The sequence below is a fragment of the Sutcliffiella cohnii genome, assembly GCF_002250055.1.
In the GTDB taxonomy this organism is placed as follows: domain Bacteria; phylum Bacillota; class Bacilli; order Bacillales; family Bacillaceae_I; genus Sutcliffiella; species Sutcliffiella cohnii.
Window position 1 is genome coordinate 2,010,933 of the sequence record NZ_CP018866.1, and the last position, 20,670, is coordinate 2,031,602.

24 protein-coding genes are annotated in these 20,670 nt (G+C 33.6%); 18 read left to right on the top strand and 6 right to left on the bottom strand.

What is annotated here, in order from left to right; translation table 11 throughout:
- Nucleotides 1-76: 76 nt before the first annotated feature.
- The 3 genes from BC6307_RS09915 to BC6307_RS09920 all read right to left on the bottom strand — a co-directional run bounded on the left by BC6307_RS09915 (nt 77) and on the right by BC6307_RS09920 (nt 1,826).
- A complete protein-coding gene (locus tag BC6307_RS09915; protein WP_066413660.1) occupies nt 77-556 on the bottom strand; it encodes a YkyB family protein in 480 nt (159 codons plus the stop codon).
- A 37-nt stretch (nt 557-593) separates the two neighbouring features.
- Nucleotides 594-803: a hypothetical protein gene (locus BC6307_RS25035; protein ID WP_157076607.1), complete on the bottom strand. Its 210-nt coding sequence runs from the start codon at nt 801-803 to the stop codon at nt 594-596.
- Between the two features lie 144 nt (nt 804-947).
- The gene (locus BC6307_RS09920) at nt 948-1,826 is read right to left on the bottom strand and encodes a metallophosphoesterase (protein WP_084380276.1); all 879 of its coding nucleotides are present in this window, start codon (nt 1,824-1,826) and stop codon (nt 948-950) included.
- 136 nt (nt 1,827-1,962) lie between these two features.
- Here BC6307_RS09920 and fadH point away from each other — a divergent pair, with 136 nt between their 5' ends.
- The 11 genes from fadH to BC6307_RS09975 all read left to right on the top strand — a co-directional run bounded on the left by fadH (nt 1,963) and on the right by BC6307_RS09975 (nt 10,160).
- Nucleotides 1,963-2,721 (top strand): 2,4-dienoyl-CoA reductase, encoded by a 759-nt coding sequence (gene fadH, locus BC6307_RS09925; RefSeq protein ID WP_066413662.1) that lies wholly within the window; start codon nt 1,963-1,965, stop codon nt 2,719-2,721.
- A 105-nt stretch (nt 2,722-2,826) separates the two neighbouring features.
- On the top strand, nt 2,827-3,420 hold the full coding sequence (locus BC6307_RS09930) for a LysM peptidoglycan-binding domain-containing protein (RefSeq protein ID WP_066413664.1): 594 nt from the start codon (nt 2,827-2,829) through the stop codon (nt 3,418-3,420).
- Nucleotides 3,421-3,502: 82 nt separating this feature from the next.
- Nucleotides 3,503-4,711, top strand: a complete 1,209-nt coding sequence (locus BC6307_RS09935) for an EAL domain-containing protein (protein ID WP_066413671.1) — start codon at nt 3,503-3,505, stop codon at nt 4,709-4,711.
- Between the two features lie 66 nt (nt 4,712-4,777).
- Entirely contained in the window at nt 4,778-5,020 is a 243-nt protein-coding gene (locus tag BC6307_RS09940; RefSeq protein ID WP_066413673.1) for a hypothetical protein, read from the top strand.
- A gap of 172 nt (nt 5,021-5,192) precedes the next feature.
- The gene (locus BC6307_RS09945; protein WP_066413675.1) at nt 5,193-5,858 is read left to right on the top strand and encodes a DUF3993 domain-containing protein; all 666 of its coding nucleotides are present in this window, start codon (nt 5,193-5,195) and stop codon (nt 5,856-5,858) included.
- Nucleotides 5,859-6,339: 481 nt separating this feature from the next.
- Nucleotides 6,340-6,576, top strand: a complete 237-nt coding sequence (locus BC6307_RS09950) for a YkuJ family protein (protein ID WP_066413677.1) — start codon at nt 6,340-6,342, stop codon at nt 6,574-6,576.
- 15 nt (nt 6,577-6,591) lie between these two features.
- Nucleotides 6,592-6,981 carry a YueI family protein gene (locus BC6307_RS09955; RefSeq protein ID WP_066413680.1) on the top strand — a complete coding sequence of 130 codons (390 nt, stop codon included), beginning with the start codon at nt 6,592-6,594 and terminating at the stop codon, nt 6,979-6,981.
- Between the two features lie 14 nt (nt 6,982-6,995).
- Nucleotides 6,996-7,139 (top strand): hypothetical protein, encoded by a 144-nt coding sequence (locus BC6307_RS25040; RefSeq protein ID WP_169714861.1) that lies wholly within the window; start codon nt 6,996-6,998, stop codon nt 7,137-7,139.
- Between the two features lie 123 nt (nt 7,140-7,262).
- The gene (locus tag BC6307_RS09965) at nt 7,263-7,832 is read left to right on the top strand and encodes a ribonuclease H-like YkuK family protein (protein WP_412766286.1); all 570 of its coding nucleotides are present in this window, start codon (nt 7,263-7,265) and stop codon (nt 7,830-7,832) included.
- Between the two features lie 121 nt (nt 7,833-7,953).
- Nucleotides 7,954-8,397, top strand: coding sequence for a cyclic-di-AMP-binding protein CbpB (gene cbpB / locus BC6307_RS09970; protein ID WP_066413683.1), 444 nt, complete (start codon nt 7,954-7,956; stop codon nt 8,395-8,397).
- 254 nt (nt 8,398-8,651) lie between these two features.
- Nucleotides 8,652-10,160, top strand: coding sequence for an MDR family MFS transporter (locus BC6307_RS09975; RefSeq protein ID WP_066413752.1), 1,509 nt, complete (start codon nt 8,652-8,654; stop codon nt 10,158-10,160).
- 112 nt (nt 10,161-10,272) lie between these two features.
- Here the strand turns inward: BC6307_RS09975 and BC6307_RS09980 are convergent, their stop codons facing one another.
- Entirely contained in the window at nt 10,273-10,638 is a 366-nt protein-coding gene (locus BC6307_RS09980) for a VOC family protein (protein ID WP_084380280.1), read from the bottom strand.
- Nucleotides 10,639-10,674: 36 nt separating this feature from the next.
- A complete protein-coding gene (locus tag BC6307_RS09985) occupies nt 10,675-11,409 on the bottom strand; it encodes a sulfite exporter TauE/SafE family protein (protein WP_084380282.1) in 735 nt (244 codons plus the stop codon).
- Between the two features lie 100 nt (nt 11,410-11,509).
- On the opposite strand from BC6307_RS09985, the gene BC6307_RS09990 reads away from it, so the two are divergent.
- The 5 genes from BC6307_RS09990 to BC6307_RS10010 all read left to right on the top strand — a co-directional run bounded on the left by BC6307_RS09990 (nt 11,510) and on the right by BC6307_RS10010 (nt 15,613).
- Complete coding sequence (locus tag BC6307_RS09990; RefSeq protein ID WP_066413687.1) at nt 11,510-12,391, top strand: transcriptional regulator CcpC; 882 nt, start codon at nt 11,510-11,512, stop codon at nt 12,389-12,391.
- An 86-nt stretch (nt 12,392-12,477) separates the two neighbouring features.
- A complete protein-coding gene (locus BC6307_RS09995; protein WP_066413690.1) occupies nt 12,478-13,314 on the top strand; it encodes a DUF368 domain-containing protein in 837 nt (278 codons plus the stop codon).
- An 81-nt stretch (nt 13,315-13,395) separates the two neighbouring features.
- Complete coding sequence (gene dapD, locus BC6307_RS10000; RefSeq protein ID WP_066413692.1) at nt 13,396-14,106, top strand: 2,3,4,5-tetrahydropyridine-2,6-dicarboxylate N-acetyltransferase; 711 nt, start codon at nt 13,396-13,398, stop codon at nt 14,104-14,106.
- Between the two features lie 64 nt (nt 14,107-14,170).
- Nucleotides 14,171-15,292, top strand: a complete 1,122-nt coding sequence (locus tag BC6307_RS10005) for an N-acetyldiaminopimelate deacetylase (protein ID WP_066413694.1) — start codon at nt 14,171-14,173, stop codon at nt 15,290-15,292.
- A 75-nt stretch (nt 15,293-15,367) separates the two neighbouring features.
- A complete protein-coding gene (locus tag BC6307_RS10010) occupies nt 15,368-15,613 on the top strand; it encodes a YkuS family protein (protein ID WP_066413695.1) in 246 nt (81 codons plus the stop codon).
- A 61-nt stretch (nt 15,614-15,674) separates the two neighbouring features.
- On the opposite strand, the gene BC6307_RS10015 is transcribed toward BC6307_RS10010, so the two are convergent.
- Entirely contained in the window at nt 15,675-16,511 is an 837-nt protein-coding gene (locus BC6307_RS10015) for a mechanosensitive ion channel family protein (protein WP_066413699.1), read from the bottom strand.
- Between the two features lie 474 nt (nt 16,512-16,985).
- On the opposite strand from BC6307_RS10015, the gene BC6307_RS10020 reads away from it, so the two are divergent.
- Nucleotides 16,986-18,740: an ABC transporter ATP-binding protein gene (locus BC6307_RS10020; protein WP_066413701.1), complete on the top strand. Its 1,755-nt coding sequence runs from the start codon at nt 16,986-16,988 to the stop codon at nt 18,738-18,740.
- Nucleotides 18,741-18,789: 49 nt separating this feature from the next.
- A complete protein-coding gene (locus tag BC6307_RS10025) occupies nt 18,790-20,598 on the top strand; it encodes an ABC transporter ATP-binding protein (RefSeq protein WP_066413757.1) in 1,809 nt (602 codons plus the stop codon).
- Nucleotides 20,599-20,670 lie beyond the last annotated feature (72 nt).

Genomic DNA, 20,670 nt, shown 5'->3' on the forward strand with positions numbered 1-20,670 from the left:
GAACAACATTAAGATAGGAGCTATGCACGAAAATAAAAAGTAGCCTAGTGGTTGGCTACTTTTATTTCTATGTATTTTAACGATAGCTTTCACCAAGTCGTTTAAAGATTGGCTTTTGATGTTTAGGTTGGAAAGTACCTTTTTTACCATATGTATCATTTGTAGGATAAAAATTAGTATATGTTTGTAATAACTTTTTCGCAGTAGATAATGACATATTTGTTTTTGGGTTTCGATAATGATCATTTAAAACACCTAAATGGGGTAATGAATGAAAATCATCTTTATGTGCAGGTATATGAAAGTAATATTCACCAGCCAACACGAGCACATCAGATTGTTGTCTACTTTTTTTGGGGTTTCTCGAAAAGTGCAACCCTTTTTTCACTGCTTTTCCTTCGCTAATTAATTTTTCTAATGCTTTTCTCTTAAGTGAGTATAAGTATTTAGGATCAGGTGCTGTTTTAGCATGTCTGTTTACAGTGAAAATTGCTCGAGAGAGGTTTTCAATGGAAGGCGTTATAGAGGATTTATTTTCATATGATTTATTATGCATTTTCTATCTCCTTTCTTTACCATACATTATACTATTACTAATCAAGTAAATGCAATGAATATTGGTTGTACAAAAAAACATAAAAATATGGGTAAGGTGTATAAAATGGTCGATAGTAAGGATATGGTGGGTAATAATAAATAGGTCTTGGTCTAAATAAGAAAGGGCTAACTGCTAAACCTGCTAAAAACGGAAAAAAAGGGAAAAATCTACTGTCATGAGTATGTTGCGGCTGACGAAAATACATCCGTATATATACCTCCTTTATATAAGTCAGTATATTTTATGAAATTACGTCTACTATCGAGCATGTTCTTACATATAAAAGAGGGTGAGACAAAACTACTAAAATAATCATGATAAAATAGTTATGTCCCAACCACTTTTATATTTATTCTGAATCACGATCAACATGTTGCAGTGAAAAAACTGTTATTTCCGGTGGTGCAAAAAATCGATACGGTTGTCTAGTTGTTCCTAGTCCACGATTAACATATAAGGTCAAATCGTTTATATAGAAGAAACCTTCTACATATTTGGAACCTAGAGGAGGCGTTATAATTGGTCCAACAAAAGGAATTTGTACTTGTCCACCATGCGTATGACCTGAAAGCTGCAATTGAACACGAAATTGTCTTGATATTTCATCTGCAATATCGGGTTCATGTACTAGAAGAATCGTGAAATTTTCACTCGGTATATTATCCAAAGCCTCAGTGAAGCTGGGACGTCCTAGCATTAAATCGTCTACACCAGCAATATAAATTTTTTCAGAGTTTATCGCTTCAATATAAACATTTTCATTTTTTAATAGTTTAAAATCAGCTTTATTCATTATTTCTTCATATATTTCCGTACCATACCCTCCGTGATCATGGTTTCCATAAATCGAAAACTTGCCGTAAGGAGCATTGATTTTTTTCAGTATCGCAATTAAATCCTCTGCTCTCTCATAATGTAACGGGTCATCCATTAAATCACCAGTAAAGAAGACAATATCGGGTTTTTCCTTATTAATTTTATTTACAACTTCTACTAAATCTTCTTCGGTAAAAGAATGTCCAACGTGTGTATCAGAAAATTGAACGATTTTCATATTAGAGAAGCTTTTCGGTATGAGGTTATGTTGAATAGAATAATAATTCATTTTGATTTGTTTTGGCTCTATAAAACGAGAATATATATATCCAACTGTACTTGCAATTAAAGTTGTAAATATTAGTTTCCATATACCTTTAAAAAAGCTACGTCGTGTAATTGTCTTTTTCATGTCCATCAAACCAATCGTATTGTAATTAACTTGACTATTATAGCATTTTTCTTCTTTATTTGTCTTACTATAAATATGTAATGTATTTCAAATATTATGATTTTTATGTACTATTGAATAGAAAGGGGAGATTAATGTGAATAGAAAAGTAGCGGTAATAACAGGTGGTTCAAGCGGAATGGGGAAATACATGGGTAAGAAATATAGTGATGAAGGATATGACGTTATTCTAACTGGAAGAAGTAAGGAAAGATTGATGGGTGCTATTGAAGAATTACAGATGGAAAACGCTATCCCGTTCGAAATGGACGTTCGAAATTTAGAAAAAGTAAAAGAAATGGTAGAGGAAATTGATCGATTATATGGACGAATAGACGTATTAATTAATAATGCTGCAGGCAATTTTGTTTGCCCGGTTGAAAAGCTATCACCAAATGGATGGAACTCTGTCATAGATATTGTATTAAATGGAACTTTTTACTGTTCTTCTGAGGTAGGGAAATATTGGATTGCTAAAGGGGTAACTGGCAACATAATTAATATGGTAGCAACATATGCATGGAATGCAGGTGCTGGTGTAGCGCATTCAGCTGCTGCTAAAGCAGGTGTATTATCGTTAACGAGAACATTAGCTGTAGAATGGGGAACTAAATATGGGATAAGAGTTAATGCGATTGCACCGGGTCCGATTGAACGGACTGGAGGTGCAGATAAATTATTACAATCAGAGGAAGATATGTTAAAAATAAAAGAAAGTGTACCTTTAAAACGTTTTGGTAAACCAGAAGAAATTGCTGAACTTGCGTTTTTTATTAGTTCTGAGAAAGCAAGCTACATGAATGGAGAATGTGTTACATTAGACGGAGGTCAATGGTTGCAACCATTTCCTTTTTAAAAACGTAATACTGTCGGTATAGCATACACAACATACAAAAATATTATTTTATACACTTACACATACTAACAATAACTAATTGTTAGTAAGGGAGTAAGGAATAAAATGAGCTTATTTTATAAACACGAATGGGACGAAGAAAATAAAGAACTTACGTTATATATTAATCAGACTGTCGCTTTTTCGGAATTTGCATCAGAGCTTTTGCCAAGAAATTTGAAGAATAATAATGCGAAAAATACGTTATTGGAAGCTGCGAAAGAATATGTACAGACCAATATAGGTTCTTTCAATCAAATAAGTACGTATCGAATAAAATTTCAAAATTTCCTTGTAGCAGTATTACCAAAAAATAAAGTAGCAAATTCTAATGAAACAACTGGCAATAATGAATCATTCCAATATACTGATTATGTTTATTACATTGTTCAGGATAGCGAGAAATTAAAAGAGATATGCAACCTCCTAAATGTGAAAGAAGAGACAATAAGAGCGTACAATGGTTTGACAGAGGATAACATATCTTCAGGAATGAAGTTGAAAATCCCGGTATATCACCATACAGTCGTAACAGCTGATAGCTTACATCGAATCGCTCAAAAATATAATGTTTCAAAGGAGTCGATTAGAGTGATTAATAATTTTTCAACAGATTGCTTAAGTTTAGGACAACAAATCGTTATTCCAAAACCAATCTAAGTTTAGAGGTTATCTCATCTACGAATAACTAAGTTTCCATGGTATAATAAGTATTATTTGTGTATGGAAAGAGGCAAAAACGATGGATCCTTTAGATATTATTGGAAATATTGATGACGTATTTCCTTACTATCAAGCAATATTTAGTGCAGATAAACAAGAGGTAATAGGATATGAGGTATTAGGTCGGATTCATTTAAATGAAGAGTTGAAAAGTTTAGGAGGATTTTTTCTCGATAAGACCGTTCCTGACGAATTTAAACAAGAAGTGGACCTAGTAATAATTGAAAAAGCTCTTAAGAAAATTGTCTCTACTGGTGAAAACACACTATTATTCATTAACCAACACGCAGAAATTTTATTAGATGATAAGGAAGAAAAAATATTAAAATTATTATTACAATATGAGGAGAAAGGGTTATCTCTACATAATATAGTTTTGGAAATAGCTGGTACAGAAACATTAACTGATAAGGATTCTTTTATTAATTTAATTCAATATTATAAAACATATGGAATAAAAATTGCAGTTACTAAAATAAGCGGAACTCACTTATCCTTTTTGGCTAAACTTGAACCTACCATATTAAAAATTGATGTAAAAATATTACGTGAATCGTATGAGATGAGTACTCACGAAGACGTTTTACATTCCATTTCAGTATTGGCAAGGAAAATGGGATCAACATTACTCTATGAAAATATGGAAGCGTCTTTTCAACTTCAATATGCTTGGCGTAACGGTGGTCGTTATTATCAAGGTTACTACCTACATAAACCATCTGCGACGTTAGTAGAAAAACAGTATGCCAAAGAAAAGTTAAAAGGTAAGTTTCATGAGTTTATTAGGTATGAAAAGAGAAAATTAGAAGCAATACAACGTTTGACAGAAGAATTGCAAGAAAAAGTTCAAACATATCTTACACAACTTAGACCTGGTGCGGAATTAGATGAGTGGTTATTAGGTCTTGTTACACCGTTTCATAAGCAAAGTTTTCGTATGTATATTTGCGATGAAGACGGTTTTCAATTATCCTCCAATATAGTAAACCTTGATGGGAAATGGCTAGCTCAACAACATTATTTAAATAAAAACTGGAGCTGGAGACCGTACTTTTTGGAAAATATTATGAAGATGAGGGTGGACAGGAAAGGGATATTATCTGACGTTTATAATGATATTGAAACGAAAGAGCCAATTCGTACATTTTCTTATCCAATAACTCGTAATTTGTACTTATATGTTGATTTGTCCTATGAGTATTTATATGAAATAAATGACTTATTATAAAATGAATATCCTACCTATTTTTGTGAAAAATAAAATTATCAACATTTCTAGGTAGGTGGAATAAAGATGGGTGCTTTTGACTTCACTTTACTAATTTTAGCCTCTGTTATTTTGGGTGCCTCCTTACTTTATACATTTTCTGTAGGAAGAAGAAGATATGCACATCCAACGGAACATGATTCCGAAGTGGATAAAGATGTAAGAGCTCATTACGCAACGAAAAATCCTGTATTTTTAGCATATATTATTGCAGCAGTACTTGCGCTATTATATATTGCTTATGCAGCGATGAGATTTGGAACTTATTGATAAGCTTGTTAACCTCGAATTTCTTACAAGGAAGTTCGAGGTTTTTCTATTCTTTTTACGTTTTCTTTCGTCTATTTTGTCAAAAGGGAGTAGAATTTTACGAACGGTTCTTTATCATTTGTTGGCATAACGGTTGTACAATAAACATAGACAAGCTATGGGAGGAAAAGTGATGAAGTCGATGTGGAAAAAAGTAGTAGTGTTTAGTAGCTGTATAATACTATTATTCGTTATTAATTCACCGCGCATATTGGCAAATGAATACCTAACGGAAGAAGAAGTTATACATTTTGTGAAAAATGCCTCAAACGCACAACTTTCATTAACCGAAAAAAACCGTTCACTTCAAGAAGTAGAAGCCATTTTAAACCCTTACTTTTCAAATTTGTATATTCAATACTTTTTAGAAGAACATTTACAAAAGGAAAGAGGAGGATATCGGACATCAGGTACAGATTTTACAATTTTTTATGTTCCTTTTTTCACCTACACTGATCAAACGGAAATAATTTATGATGAACAGGAATCAAGTATTCATATTATTGAATTTTTCCCTAAAGATTTGGAACACCTTAGTTTATATGAGGACCATTATGAATCTATTACGATGAGGAAAATTGACGATGAATGGAAAATTACTCAATACGATTTTGTTTATGAAAAGCCGGCTATATTAAGTGAACCGACTGCTAAAAAAGAGAGTATAAAATTTGTAAAAACTATTACTCCTTTTGAGCAGCGAACAACCATTCAATCTGTATTGTCTTTAACATATGTTCCATATCACACTGCCAAGCCTCTATTGTTATTTGCTTCTGGATATTATTATAATCTTTAACATAATGTGAACAAGCCCAAAAAATATGGGCTTGTTTTCGTTTCATTTATTGTGTTACATCTATTATTCCTTTATAATTATGTACCTAAGTTCCAAAATTGGCTCTAGCTTTTTGTAATTATTAGCGAAATTACTACATCTGTATGTAAACAAAAGTTAGCCTGGAAAAAAGTTAGTAATGTTGCTCGCTAAATGTTGTATTATTCATTTTTTATAGAATAGTTCGTATTTATAAAAAATGTTTTTTTACCACTGTTCATGGGGAGCATATGGAAAAGCGTATTTAATGGTATATTCATTTATAGACCTCTTTTAGATGTTTATTTATGATTTTTATATCAATTTTCGTTACAATACTATTTGGAACAAGCTTCGTCTTTTTTATTTCACATAAAACTTTTTAATTTTGAACAAAAAAGAATGTGTGAAATTAAGAATGCGAATGCTAAAGATAGAAGGATTAAAAAGGAGTGAGAGAACGTTGTCAGTATTAGTTGGAATAGTTAAACGTTTAAAAGATTTAAAAGAAGTAGGTACAGAAAACAACGAACCATCACAACGCTTTTTTGAAGTAAATGGTGAAAAGGTGTGTAGTGTTAAATATTTTCCTAAAAATGATACATATGAATTAGAGGTATATCGTGGAGATACCCCTAGCACTTATCAGTTCGACAATATCGATATGATCGCGATTGAAATTTTCGAACTGCTTGATTAATTAAAGGAGTTTGCTATGAGTAAAAACATCGATGATTATTTAGATCGTGGAATGAAAGGGAATCCAGAAACAAAGCCAAGTGAAAGAAGAGAGTATTTAACGCAACTGAGGGAACGAATTATTATTGCGTTAACGAACGGTCAAGTGTTAAATAAAAAAGTGTACTACCCGTTAGAAGATTTAATGAAAAGGTACCCTCAATGTCATTTATATTTAGATGGCGAATTAGGTTATCAAAATCTATCCAAATATGTCCGACTTGCTAAGGCAAACAAAGTTCCGTTTACGATGGTAGATGATAAACAGTTTTCAACCAAAATTGGGCTTGTATTATCTAACGCAACAGCGATAGATAAAGAAAATATATTTGTAGAACAGGAAGAGTTTTTAAGACATTTAAGATAGGAGTGAATATGGATATGATGCCATATGTTCATTGTCCAAAATGCTTAAAACAAGAATCAATGGAGCGTGTTTTAACTGCGCAGTCAAATCAAAATGTTATCTTTACTTGTCCTCATTGTTCTTTTATTAAAAGAAACATTAAAACAAGTAAAGGTTAAGACTAAAAAAGAAGACCAATATTTGTATTGGTCTTCTTTTTAATTGTTTTGTCAAGGACCCCCGAAAACTGGCCCGAGCCAACACTGTTGTTTTTGCACATAGAGGATATGGTGCTACTTTTTATGTTTTTATCATATATGTATTATGAACCGGAAAAAGGGAAGTGGTTTATATTGGAGACTTCACTTGTTTTTTATAATACAATATTTAAAGAATTGACATTCGATCAAATGTTCGACAAAATAATCGAATTTATAAAAAAAGAGCCTAAAGCATGTTACCGTTTAAGTATCGGTACAGATTCGCAAGTACATGCGACCGTTACAAAGTTTGTTACAGCAATACATATCCATCGTGTCGGAAAAGGCGCTATAGGTTTTTTAAAAACTCACTTGGTCAATCGAAAAATAGAAAGTATTCGCGAAAAGATATCGTTAGAAACAATATTAAGTCAAGAGGTTGCCTTTTTATATACAGAGGAAAGGCTACTATGTATTGAAAACCTCCTGTTACCTTTTTTAAATGAAGGGGCAGACTTTCATTTTGAGATACATTTAGACATTGGAACAAATGGTATGACAAAAGAACTTATTAAAGAAATGACCGGGAGAATTGAGGCGATGGGGGTAGAAGCTAAAATTAAACCTGAATCGTATGCAGCGTTCTCCTACGCTAACAGGTTTACTAAGTAAACATTATGTTATTGTGTAGAAATAAATAAATTTAATAAAAAATATGCTACAATGGAAATGGTCAGAAGAATAATTCTTCATATACTAAAAGAGAGTACATTTACGGAGAGGAAGAAATAGTATGATCAGTCTCCATAGTGGTGAGTTTTTAGAAACAACGATTAAAGATTTAATTGTTTCGTCAGAAAGAGTTGCGCATGTTCAAGTAGGAAATAATTTAGAGCACGCTCTATTAGTTCTTACGAAAACTGGATACACAGCAGTACCAGTTCTAGATCCAACTTATAAGTTAAAAGGTTTGATTAGTAGTACAGTAATTCTTGATGGTATACTAGGCCTTGAAAGAATTGAATTTGATCGACTAGATCAAATGGTTGTGGAAGATGTTATGACTACCAATATTGCTAAACTCCATATTAATGATAAAGTCACGAAAGCATTAGAGTTAGTAGTGGATCATCCTTTTATTTGTATTGTAAATGATGACCAAGTTTTAGAAGGAATCCTAACTAGACGATCAATACTAAAAAGGTTAAATAGTCATATTCGACGATTAAACAAATAATAATTGCGTTACCCTTTTTTATGAAGGAAACGCTTACAGGTTTTACAACTATGTTCTACAACTTATTCTAAAAGATGCTCGCCCTTTGGCGGGTTTTCTTTAACTATTATTTTCTAAATAATACTTTAATAATTAATTGGTTGTGGAACGTACATATTATGGTTAAAAGTAAAGGACAGAAGCATAAGTTAAGCTTTAAATGCTATGTCTTTCTAAACAAATGTGGACAAGCAAAAGGGGTTGCTAGGGAAAAAATGGGGGTAGCACTTGAGAAAAATGACAAAAAATTAAAAAGTGAGAAGAAAAAAACACACCGTCCATTTGTCTTAGCTGCTGTAATGTTAGCGATGTTTATGGCTGCAGTGGAAGCAACAATTGTATCAACAGCTATGCCAGCAATTGCAGCAGATTTAGGTGGATTTTCTCTTTATAGTTGGGTTTTTTCATCATATTTATTAATGAATGCTGTAACAGTACTCATATATGGAAAACTGTCCGATATTTTTGGTAGGAAACCAATTATCATTATTGGTATTTCTATTTTTTTAGTAGGTTCTATATTATGTGGACTAGCAGTTTCGATTGAAATGTTAATACTTTTCCGTTTTATTCAAGGGTTCGGAGCGGGAGCTGTTATGCCAATTGCATCCACCATCGTAGGGGACATGTATACGAAAGAAGAACGGGCTAAAATACAAGGATATTTATCTAGTGTTTGGGGAATATCAGCAGTTCTTGGACCAGCGATTGGAGGATTACTAGTTCAATTTGTTAGTTGGCGTTATGTTTTTTGGATAAACGTACCGTTAGGATTATTAGCAATACTAGTAATTTCCTTGTATTTACATGAAGGGATAGAAAAAAAGAAACCATCCATTGATTATAAAGGTGCGTTTTTATTATTCGTCTCGATTAGCTCACTAATGTTCGTCCTTGTAGAAGGAGGAGTACATTGGGCATGGAACTCAATGGTAATCATAACGTGTATATTTATTTTTGCAATTACTTTTCTGCTGTTTATCATCCAAGAAACGAAAGCTGTTGACCCGATGATGCCATTCAATATATGGAAAGAACGTCCTATTTTAATTGCTAATGTCACATCTTTAACTACTGGTGTGATGTTAATTGGAATATCGAGTTTTCTTCCTGCGTTTGTTCAAGGAGTTATGGAAAAGCCACCTATTATTGCTGGTTTTACGCTAACAACGATGTCGATTGGTTGGCCAATTGCGGCTACTATTGCAGGTAGAATACTATTGAAAGTTGGGTTTAGGACTACATCTATTATTGGTGGAATTGCTTTAATAGCTGGTAGCATAATTTTCATGACATTAAACCCTGAGGATGGGCCGTTATGGGCGGCTTTCGGTTCGTTTATGATTGGTGTAGGGATGGGATTTTCTACTACAGCATTCATTGTCTCTATACAGAGTAATGTTGAATGGAAACAGCGAGGTGCCGCTACGGCTGCAAATATGTTTATGAGAACTCTTGGGAGTACAGTAGGGGCTGCACTGTTAGGTGGTATTTTAAACTCAAAATTACAAAAGCATTTTCAAGAAAGTGGAATGGCAGATCAGCTAACTGTGGACTCTACAACGGCCTTAATGGATGAGCAAAGTAGACAACAATTAACAGACGCAACGAAAATGGTTTTACAAGAAGGATTAACAACCTCTTTAAATACAGTCTACTTCGTAGTTTCCTTGTTTGCCGTTGTTAGTTTTGTCCTAATAATACTTTTGCCGAAAAAAGAATAAAAAGTTGGGGAATCTTCCTCAACTTTTTTTCGTTTATCAGAATATTATAACTGTGTTACCTTTAACTTCGGTGGCTAGGTCTTACTCAAAATTCTCTTTTTGTTAAAATAAATTAAGTTGTTTCCATAAATTCGATACGATTTCCAAATGGGTCAGTAAAGGTGAAACGTTCAATATTTGGAATTGCAATTTCCTCCTTAATTTTCACGCCTCTATCTTTCAAGTACTCCTTCACTTCCAAAATATTTTCTACTTCAAAAGCAGGATGGCGTTTACTTGGACTAGAATTAATGGATTCAACACCTAAATGAAGTTCAATATCACCAACATCGAACCATAATCCGCCATTCTTTTTTAAAGCTTCAGGTTTTTCTTTTTCTTTTAACTGTAAAATACGACCGTAAAAGTCTCTAGCTTTATCTTCATCACCTATTGGAATACATAATTGAATATGGTGTAATCTTTTAAAGTTTATAATAATAGAACCTCCTACATATAAATATAGATTTGTGAGCTAGATTTGTACTGAAATGTAAATAATCAAAAGTAAAGAAACAAAAGTTAAGATGCTTTTCCAAGGGAGATGGGATAATGTTGGTGCTAGTTTAACTGCTAGTTGTGCTCCACAAAATGATCCAATCGCTAGCAGAATTCCAACTACAGGCTGAAAAAATCCTAAATACGCATAAACAGAAAAGGATACAATACAACTTGCAAAAGTTTGTAATCTAGCTAGTCCAATCGATGTAACATAACTATATCCAGCAGTAAGAAAAGAATGCATAAGTAAAATTGCCTGACCTGGCCCAAAGAAACCATCGAAAGCGCCTATGAAAAAATAATAGGGGCGAAAAAGACTCTTCTGTTTCCTCCTATTTCTCCATTTCTTTATATATTCCTTCCACAGATTGAGAAAAGTAGAAAAGATTAATAACACTAAGGCAATGGTTAACAATGTGTCTTCTTGTAATTGTGAGGCCAAATATGCTCCTGTTATTCCACCAGCAACCGTAAAAGGTAAAAGTGAACACGCTAAAAGGAATTTCACCTCCTTCTTTTTCCATAGTGTATAGAAGCTACCAAGCGAACTAAATGTATTAGAAAATTTGTTTGCAGCAATTGCTGCATGAATTGGTACACCAAGAGAAAGCATAGCTGGTAAACTAATTAACCCTCCGCCGCCACCTAACGTCCCAATAAAAGTAGCAATAAATCCAATGAACAGTAATAAAAGAATAGAGTCCATCATTCACCATCCTTCCTACAACTATTGTATTTTTATAATAGTGATAATGAAATATCAAAAAAATTAAGATATAATATAAGAAAAACTTATATGTAGGTGGAAAATGAGTACTTCAGAATTTTATATATTAACGGTGTTAGCGAAAGAAAAAAATATGCGAAAAGCAGCAGAACGATTATTCGTTTCTCAACCAGCACTTTCCCAAAGACTTCAAACGATTGAAAAAGCATGGAATACAAAAATATTTCATCGTACTCAAAAAGGGTTATTAATTACTCCCGCTGGTGAAAAAATTGTCGAGTTTGCAAAAGATGTTATCCAAAAAGAAGCAAAAGTAAAAGAAGAAATTTATTCATTAGAGGAACATGTATATGGTACGCTAAAAATTGCTGTAGCAACAATTGTAGGTCAATATTGGTTGCCAAAAGTTTTAAAACGATTTATTCAAACATACCCACACGCTAAAGTATCTCTTATTACTGGTTGGAGCAGTGATATACTTCAAAGTCTCTATCAAGATGAAGCGCATATCGGAATTATTAGGGGAAATCCTGAATGGAAAGGTGTTAAACAACATCTATTATCAGATAAATTGTTTTTGGTAGATACAGAAATTGAAAAAATTGAAGATTTAAGAAATACGGATCGCCCATTTATTCAATTTAAAAGTGATTCTACCTATTACCAAGAAATCCAAGTATGGTGGCATAGAAAATTTCAAACAGCACCGAAAAGGACAATCGTTGTTGATCAAATTGAAACTTGCAAACAGATGGCACTAAACGGTGTAGGGTACGCGATTTTACCTTCAATAACATTACAAGAAGAGTATGACCAGATTAACATCATTCCTCTTAGTGATTGGAAGGAAGAAATGCACCGGGATACGTGGTTAATTGGATATGAATCATCCTTTCAATTAAAACAAGTGGAAGCATTTATGGAGATACTAGATAAAGTATTAGAAGAACAAGGGCATTCGTGATTGATAGCATTTTTTCATGAAAAATAGTATGATAAATACTTGGTATAGAGTAGAATTGTACAATTTTATGTTAGGGAGTAAAAAACATGTTAAAACAATTAGAATGGAAAAACTTATTCCGAGGGATGTTAATGGGGATTACCGAACTCGTTCCTGGTGTTAGTAGTGGAACACTAGCGTTTATTTTAGGAATATATGACCGCCTTATTAATGCGATCAGTGGATTTTTTAGTAAGGAATGGAAGGCTCATATAAGTTTTTTAATTCCATTAGGAATTGGTATGGTTATCTCTTTGAAAGCATTTAGTTCTATTATCAATTATTTTTTAGAATATCATTATCAGCCAACTCAATTTTTATTTTTAGGTTTAATAATAGGAATTTTACCATTATTATACCGAGAATCAGATATGAGGAATTCTTTTGGTGGAAAGCATTATTTAATTCTATTTATTGCAATGATACCTGTCATTTTATTAGAATTTTTTAGAATGGAAGATGCAGGAGCTATTTTAGTAATTGAGAACATATCAACTTTTGGATATATTTTCCTTTCAGGATGGTTAGCAAGTATGGCCATGTTATTACCTGGTATAAGTGGCTCGCTAGTTTTGGTTATATTAGGCACGTATGCTACTGCTACAACGGCACTTGAGCATTTAAACTTTCCGATTATTATTACTTTCGGCTTAGGGGTAGTTGTAGGGTTTATTATAAGCAGTAAAATAATCAAATTTTTACTAAACACATTTCCTAAAGGAACTTTTGCATCTATAATAGGTCTGGTTATCGGTTCGACGTATGCTGTTTTCCCGGGCTTATCTAGTAGTATGTTAACAAATATAGTAAGTACTATTACCTTTATAGTAGGTTTTTTCCTAGTTCAATTTATTGGGAAAAAAAATAAAGGAATGCAAATGTAAATAATAATACTTGTCACGTAAAATGTTGTTTGATAGAGTAAAGTAATAAAGATTATATAGCTTACATAGGAGGATACATACATGAAAATGATGGATGCAAACGAAATTATTTCTTTTATTCAAAATAGTACAAAATCAACTCCAGTGAAAGTATACGTCAAAGGTGATATAGAAGGTATTAACTTTGGTGCTTCTGCTAAGGCGTTTATTACTGGGGACACTGGTGTTGTTTTCGGTGAGTGGGCTGAAATTGAAGCAGCATTAAAAGAAAATGAAGCAAAGGTTGAAGACTTTGTTGTTGAAAATGACCGTCGCAACTCAGCGATTCCGTTATTAGATATGAAAGGCATTAAAGCTCGTATTGAGCCAGGTGCAATTATTCGTGACCAAGTAGAAATTGGTGACAATGCTGTTATTATGATGGGAGCTTCCATCAATATCGGAGCAGTAATTGGAGAAGGAACGATGATTGATATGAATGCCGTTCTTGGTGGCCGTGCTACAGTAGGTAAAAATTGCCACATCGGTGCAGGTACAGTCTTAGCGGGAGTAATTGAACCACCTTCTGCAAAACCGGTTATCGTTGAAGATGATGTAGTAATTGGTGCAAATGCTGTTGTATTAGAAGGAGTAACAGTAGGTAAAGGTGCGGTTGTTGCTGCCGGCGCTATCGTTATCGACGACGTAGCTCCATATACAGTAGTTGCTGGAACTCCAGCAAGAAAAATTAAAGACATCGATGAAAAAACAAAGTCAAAAACAGAAATCAAACAAGAACTTCGTCAACTATAAGGATAAGGTAAAAAGCGTGGATTAATATCTCCACGCTTTTCCTATAGGGAGGAACTATTCAAACATGAATCACTTATTACAAATTAGGAGAGAGTTACATCAAATTCCCGAAAAAGGTTTCGAAGAAGTAAAAACGCAACGTTACCTATTAAATTATATTTCCAAATTACCACAAGAACATTTACAAATAGAGACGTGGAGAACGGGTGTTTTTGTTAGAGTCAAAGGAAAAGTTGGAGATAACACAATAGGGTACCGGACAGATATTGATGGATTACCTATTGAAGAAGAAACAGAATTAGAGTTTAGCTCTACACACGAAGGAATGATGCATGCATGTGGGCATGATCTTCATATGACCATTGCCTTAGGTTTGTTAACGCATTATTCATCCAATCCAGTTAATGATCATTTATTATTTATGTTCCAACCTGCAGAAGAAGGTCCTGGTGGTGCGGAATTAATGATTCAAACGGAAGTGTTTAAACGATGGAAGCCTGATATGATTATTGCTCTTCATATCGCCCCAGAGTACCCAGTTGGTACAATTGCAACAAAACCTGGACTTCTTTTTGCGAATACGTCTGAATTATTTATCGATTTAAAAGGAAAAGGTGGACATGCAGCTTTCCCACATCAGACAAACGATATGGTAGTAGCTAGTTGTTCGCTAGTAACACAATTACAATCTATTGTTTCTAGAAACGTTAACCCGCTTGATAGTGCAGTGATTACGATTGGAAAAATTACAGGTGGCACCGTTCAAAATATTATTGCAGAAAGAGCAAGATTAGAAGGAACAATTCGAACACTTTCTGTCGAATCCATGTCTAAAGTGAAGGCGCGGATTGAAGCAATGGTAAAAGGGATTGAAATTGGATATGACTGCCAAGCAACAATTGATTACGGTTGTATGTACCATCAAGTAGACAATGAAGAACAAGTAACGAGTGAATTTATGAAGTTTGTTTCAACTGAAACGGATGTAAATGTAATTCATTGTTCTGAAGCGATGACAGGGGAAGACTTCGGCTATATGATTAAAGATATTCCTGGTTTTATGTTTTGGTTAGGTGTAAATTCCCCTTATGGCCTACATCATGCAAAACTTACTCCTGATGAAAATGCACTTGATGTTGCAGTATCATTATTAACAAAATATATTAATTTTAAAGGAACCGCGTAAAAATTTCCTCTCACTTCTCTACGTATAATTTTGTTTAATCAAGAACAAATTATACTCATGGGAGGTGTGTTACATATGCCAAAAATCGGTGTAGAACAATCTTTAACACAAGTTCAAGAAGCGTTACAAGAAAGAGGATATGATGTTGTTCAATTGAAAAATGAGAATGATGCTAAAGGCTGCGACTGTTGTGTTGTAACAGGTATAGATAACAATGTGATGGGCATTTCTAACGCTGTTACGGCTGGTTCAGTAATTGAAGCAAGCGGCCTCTCGGCAGAAGAAGTATGTCAACAAGTAGAAAGCAGAATCCAAGGGTAATCCGAAAAGCATATGCGGAACAAAGACAAAAAAAGTGCCTAATGAGATAGGCACTTTTTTCTTATGCTTTCTTTTCAATATAAACTTGATGCGGGAAAGGAATTTCAATCCCATTAGCATCTAATGCTTCTTTCATAGCTTTCCTAAGTTTTCGTTCAACCGCCCATTGCTCCATATTTTCCGTTTTTGCTACTATTCGAATCACAACGTCAGAATCCCCTAGACTTTGAACACCAACGACATTCGGACCTTCCTTAATTGCCTCTTCCTCTTGAGCAAAACGATCACAAACTTTTTGTAATACCATCATCGCTTTATCGATATTATCGTCATATGAAATGCTTATATCCACTAGTGCTCGCATATTTCCACGAGAATGGTTACTTAAACTTGATATTTCGCGGTTTGGAATGTAATGTAGGGTACCATCAAAATCACGAATCTTCGTCGTTCTTAAACCTACGTCTTCTACAATTCCCGAAAATCCTGCAGTAGTAACATAGTCATCGACATCTACTTGCTTTTCAAGAAGAAGGAAAAATCCAGTTACAACGTCACTTACTAATCCTTGTGCACCAAAACCGATAGCAAGTCCAACAATACCTGCACCCGCTAAAATGGGAGTTGCTTCTACTTTAAATACATTTTCTAATACTAAAATAAACAGAAAGAACATTAACGTGTATGTAAAAATATTTATTACTAATTTTTCTAACGTTTTGGACCGACCACGTGTCAAGTTTTGTCGTTCTTCTGCTCGTTCAAATAAAGATTTTATTAATTTTGTACCGAGCGACTTTACGATCCCGTACGCAATTAATATTATGACAAGTTTTAAAATAACGGTACCTACCACAGCTAAAATAGCCCATAAATTGTAATTCGTTAAATCAAACATAACATACTCCTTTCCAATACAAATAATAAGTTTCTCATTATATCTTATTTACTGAAAAAACTCCAACAGTCAAGATTTAGAAGAAAATGTCGATATTTCATATATTCCCCTTATTTAGAGCGTTAAAACAAAACAGTATTCAAGTATTCATCAGCTTAGTTTACATAGAAAGCTATGGCTTTAATAAATCATTGGATTTTACTGGTATTCAAAATTAATTAACTACGACAAAAGTTGGAGAGGAAATCAGTCTTCTATCCGCTGTGCCATATTTCACATATGTCTATAATAAAAATATAAAATATTTAAATTTTTTAAAAAAAGGGTGGAAATATATTTCGAAACTCGATATATTTATTACTATGCTAGTGAAAAGGGGTAGTGAAAAAATGACGACATGGGAGTTCTGTCCATAGGATAGAAGCTATTATTTAAATTTCAACGTTTCCAAATGGAGCAAAGGGAGGGACAAAAATGGAAACATTTAAAAAGCTAAAAGAATTTTATTGGCCTTATAGAAAACAATTCTATATATCATTAATATTTTTAATTTTAGTAACAGCAATTACAGTTGTTTATCCAATTATTTTACAAATTACCATTGACGAAGTTATTTATAACTCTAAATATCACTTCGTACCTTATTTAGCTATCGGTTTTATTTTTATTATGGCTTTAAAAGGGTTATTCACATTTTTCAACCAATATTTAGCGGATCTTTTTGGAATTACATCTGTTTATCGATTAAGAAATGAATTGTATAAGAAACTACAATATTTGCCTTTCAGATATTACGATAATGCAAAAACTGGAGACTTAATGTCACGTTTAACAGCAGATGTGGAAGGGTTTCGCTTTTTCTTATCTTTCGGGTTTGCAGAATTAATCCGATTTGTATTAATCGTTGGATTAAGTTTATCTGTTATGTTTTATTATTCTATACCATTAACACTAGTAACATTAGCAGCAATGCCATTTTTAGCATTTGTCACCTATCGATTTGATAAAGAAGTGCATCCAGCCTTTCGAGGAATACGGAAATCTTTCGGTAAGCTGAATACAAATGTACAAGAAAATATTAGTGGGATTAATACCGTAAAATCACTATCAAGAGAAGGGTATCAAATAAATAAGTTCAACAATTCAAATGGTGATTATCGGGAAAAATATTTAACAACTTCAAATGTATGGGCTAAATACTTCCCGCTAATGGAATTTATCGGGAATGCATGTGTAGTAGGTTTACTTGGCTTTGGAGGTTATTTAGTAATTACAGAACAACTAAATCCAGGTGCTCTCGTTGCGTTTTTCAGCTTAGTTTGGTATATCGTGTGGCCAATTGCGAACTTAGGGTTTGTTATTAACCAGTTTTCACAGGCAAAAGCGTCTGGAGAACGTTTGTTAGAAATATTAGAGGCTGATGAAGATATAACAGATTTACCTGATGCAATAGAAATTAAGGATATGCAAGGGCATGTTACATTTAAAGATGTTACTTTCAAATATCCAAATGAAGATAAATATGCCTTAGAAAGTATTAGTTTTGATGCACCACCAGGAAAATTAATCGGCTTAATCGGTGAAACTGGCTCTGGAAAAACAAGTATTACACAATTAATTACCCGTTTTTATGAGCCGCAAACAGGAGTTATTACTGTTGATGGTAGAGAAGTGAGAGATTATACATTGCATTCTCTTCGCAATCAAATAGGCTTTGTACCACAGGAATCATTCTTGTTCTCTTCAACGATAAAGTCCAATATCGCTTACGGTCGACCAGATGCTACTATGGATGAGATTGTAAAAGCGGCAAAAATGGCTCAAGCACATGAATTTATTATGGAGTTACCTGACGGGTACGATACACTTCTTGGCGAAAGAGGAATGGGTTTATCTGGTGGTCAGAAGCAAAGGATTGCAATTGCTAGATCCCTAATATTAAACCCTAGTATTCTAGTTCTTGATGATGCAACAAGTGCTGTAGATATGCAAACAGAAGCAAAAATTCAACAGGAATTAAAATCAGCTCTACATGGAAGAACGACCTTCATTATTGCTCATCGTATTTCTTCGCTTAAACATGCTGATGAAATTTTAGTATTAGAAGAAGGAAGAGTTGTAGAGAGAGGGACACATGAACAATTAATTGAAAAAAGTGGTCCGTACAAACGAATATATGATATTCAATATAAAGATCAAAAAGTAATATTAGAAGCTCAAATAGGGTAAATCGTGAGGCAGGTGAAATGTTGTGAGTACTGAAACAAGAAAAATTGAAATGAATGATAACGTAAAAAAGCGGTTCTTTTATTCAACAGATCAAGCAATTGAAAAGCCATTTAACTGGAAGCAAATGTTAAGATTATTTTCTTATATGACACCATATGCAAAAAACTTATTGCCGCTAGCGATTATTACGATGTTAATTTCTACAGCTGTAAGATTGATTGTTCCAATTGTTATCGGGGTTTATTTAATGGACCATGCCATTGCTAATAAGGATGTTGACCTTATCATCATTTTAGTAGCGATTATTGCAGGGTTATATGCATTATCCTACGTAGCGAACGTATTAAGAATAAGGTGGATGAATATGTTAGGCCAAAATGTTATATACGACATACGTAAACACTTATTTACGCATGTTCAAGGCTTATCTCATCGCTTTTTTGACCAAAGATCAGCTGGTTCTATTTTAGTTAGAATTATGAATGATATTAACTCATTACAAGAATTGTTTACGAACGGTGTTATTAATCTATTAATGGATTTTGTATTATTAATAGGGATAGTGGTCATATTGTTTGCCTTAAGTCCAGAGTTAGCGGCAGCGATCTTAATCATTTTACCGATCATGTTCTTCATTTCAACAAGTTTAAGAAGAAAAATTAGAAGAGCATGGCAAGATGTTCGTATTAAACAAGCAAAATTAAATTCACATCTTAATGAAAGTATTCAAGGGATACGTGTTACTCAATCGTTTACGCAAGAAAAAGAAAATATGTCTTTCTTTGATGGAATAAACACGGAGAATTTTTTATCATGGAAAAATGCGACAAAGCAAAATGCCATTTTTCGTCCTTTTGTAGAAATGACAAATGCTGTAGGAACTGTCATATTAATATGGCTAGGAGCGTATTTAATCCAATCACCTACGAGTGGATTAACGGTCGGTGTATTCGTATCGTTTGCGTTTTATTTAGGAATGTTTTGGGAACCAATTTCCCGCCTAGGTCAAGTGTATAATCAATTATTAGTTGGTATGGCTTCTTCCGAACGTATATTTGAATTCCTTGATGAAAAGCCAATAGTAGATGAGAAAGAAGACGCTGTTCACTTAGAAAACATTCGTGGAGAGATCGAATTTGATAATGTTGAATTTTCTTATGACGAAAAAAGAAAAGCATTAAACGGTATTTCTCTAAAAATGGAAGCGGGGCAAACAGTAGCTTTAGTTGGTCATACTGGCTCAGGGAAAACAACGATTGCGAATTTAATAAGTCGTTTCTATGATGCAACAGATGGTGTCGTTAAAATTGACGGTTATAATATTCGAGACGTATCTGTTACTAGCTTACGATCACAAATAAGTGTCGTACTACAAGACACGTTCATCTTCTCTGGAACAATAATGGATAATATTCTTTTCGGAAGACCAAATGCATCTAGGGAAGAGGCGATTTCAGCAGCAGAGGCTGTTGGCGCGGATACGTTTATTTCTAAATTAAAGAACGGGTACGATACAGAAGTAGAAGAGAGAGGGAATGTTCTTTCAGTTGGAGAACGCCAATTAATTTCCTTTGCGCGTGCCTTACTTGCAGACCCGCGAATCATTATATTAGACGAGGCAACGGCAAGTATTGATACGGAGACAGAAGTACAAATTCAAGCAGCACTACGTGAATTATTAAAAGGTAGAACTGCCATTATAATAGCCCATCGACTATCAACGATTCGGGAGTCAGACAATATTATTGTATTAGATCATGGAAATATTATGGAACAAGGAAATCATGAACAATTAATGCAACATAAAGGTATATATTTTAACTTAGTAAAAGCACAATTCAAAATGTTAGATAAATAAATGCTGGAAGAGCTTCTAATTCTTTAAAGAGATTAGGAGCTCTTTATTTTGAATTCCTCCTGCAGAAATAAT

Bases quoted from the DNA above. Each gene is read 5' to 3' on its own strand.
- BC6307_RS09930 (WP_066413664.1), top strand. From the start codon at position 2,827: ATGAGCTTATTTTATAAACACGAATGGGACGAAGAAAATAAAGAACTT.
- BC6307_RS09915 (WP_066413660.1), bottom strand. From the start codon at position 556: ATGCATAATAAATCATATGAAAATAAATCCTCTATAACGCCTTCCATT.
- BC6307_RS10005 (WP_066413694.1), top strand. From the start codon at position 14,171: ATGAATCACTTATTACAAATTAGGAGAGAGTTACATCAAATTCCCGAA.
- BC6307_RS09990 (WP_066413687.1), top strand. From the start codon at position 11,510: ATGAGTACTTCAGAATTTTATATATTAACGGTGTTAGCGAAAGAAAAA.
- BC6307_RS10020 (WP_066413701.1), top strand. From the start codon at position 16,986: ATGGAAACATTTAAAAAGCTAAAAGAATTTTATTGGCCTTATAGAAAA.
- BC6307_RS09955 (WP_066413680.1), top strand. From the start codon at position 6,592: ATGAGTAAAAACATCGATGATTATTTAGATCGTGGAATGAAAGGGAAT.
- BC6307_RS09935 (WP_066413671.1), top strand. From the start codon at position 3,503: ATGGATCCTTTAGATATTATTGGAAATATTGATGACGTATTTCCTTAC.
- BC6307_RS09985 (WP_084380282.1), bottom strand. From the start codon at position 11,409: ATGATGGACTCTATTCTTTTATTACTGTTCATTGGATTTATTGCTACT.
- BC6307_RS09975 (WP_066413752.1), top strand. From the start codon at position 8,652: ATGGGGGTAGCACTTGAGAAAAATGACAAAAAATTAAAAAGTGAGAAG.
- BC6307_RS10015 (WP_066413699.1), bottom strand. From the start codon at position 16,511: ATGTTTGATTTAACGAATTACAATTTATGGGCTATTTTAGCTGTGGTA.
- BC6307_RS09995 (WP_066413690.1), top strand. From the start codon at position 12,478: ATGTTAAAACAATTAGAATGGAAAAACTTATTCCGAGGGATGTTAATG.
- BC6307_RS09940 (WP_066413673.1), top strand. From the start codon at position 4,778: ATGGGTGCTTTTGACTTCACTTTACTAATTTTAGCCTCTGTTATTTTG.
- cbpB (WP_066413683.1), top strand. From the start codon at position 7,954: ATGATCAGTCTCCATAGTGGTGAGTTTTTAGAAACAACGATTAAAGAT.
- BC6307_RS25040 (WP_169714861.1), top strand. From the start codon at position 6,996: ATGATGCCATATGTTCATTGTCCAAAATGCTTAAAACAAGAATCAATG.
- BC6307_RS09965 (WP_412766286.1), top strand. From the start codon at position 7,263: ATGTTTTTATCATATATGTATTATGAACCGGAAAAAGGGAAGTGGTTT.
- BC6307_RS09945 (WP_066413675.1), top strand. From the start codon at position 5,193: ATGAAGTCGATGTGGAAAAAAGTAGTAGTGTTTAGTAGCTGTATAATA.
- BC6307_RS10010 (WP_066413695.1), top strand. From the start codon at position 15,368: ATGCCAAAAATCGGTGTAGAACAATCTTTAACACAAGTTCAAGAAGCG.
- BC6307_RS10025 (WP_066413757.1), top strand. From the start codon at position 18,790: ATGAATGATAACGTAAAAAAGCGGTTCTTTTATTCAACAGATCAAGCA.
- BC6307_RS09920 (WP_084380276.1), bottom strand. From the start codon at position 1,826: ATGAAAAAGACAATTACACGACGTAGCTTTTTTAAAGGTATATGGAAA.
- BC6307_RS25035 (WP_157076607.1), bottom strand. From the start codon at position 803: ATGTATTTTCGTCAGCCGCAACATACTCATGACAGTAGATTTTTCCCT.
- dapD (WP_066413692.1), top strand. From the start codon at position 13,396: ATGAAAATGATGGATGCAAACGAAATTATTTCTTTTATTCAAAATAGT.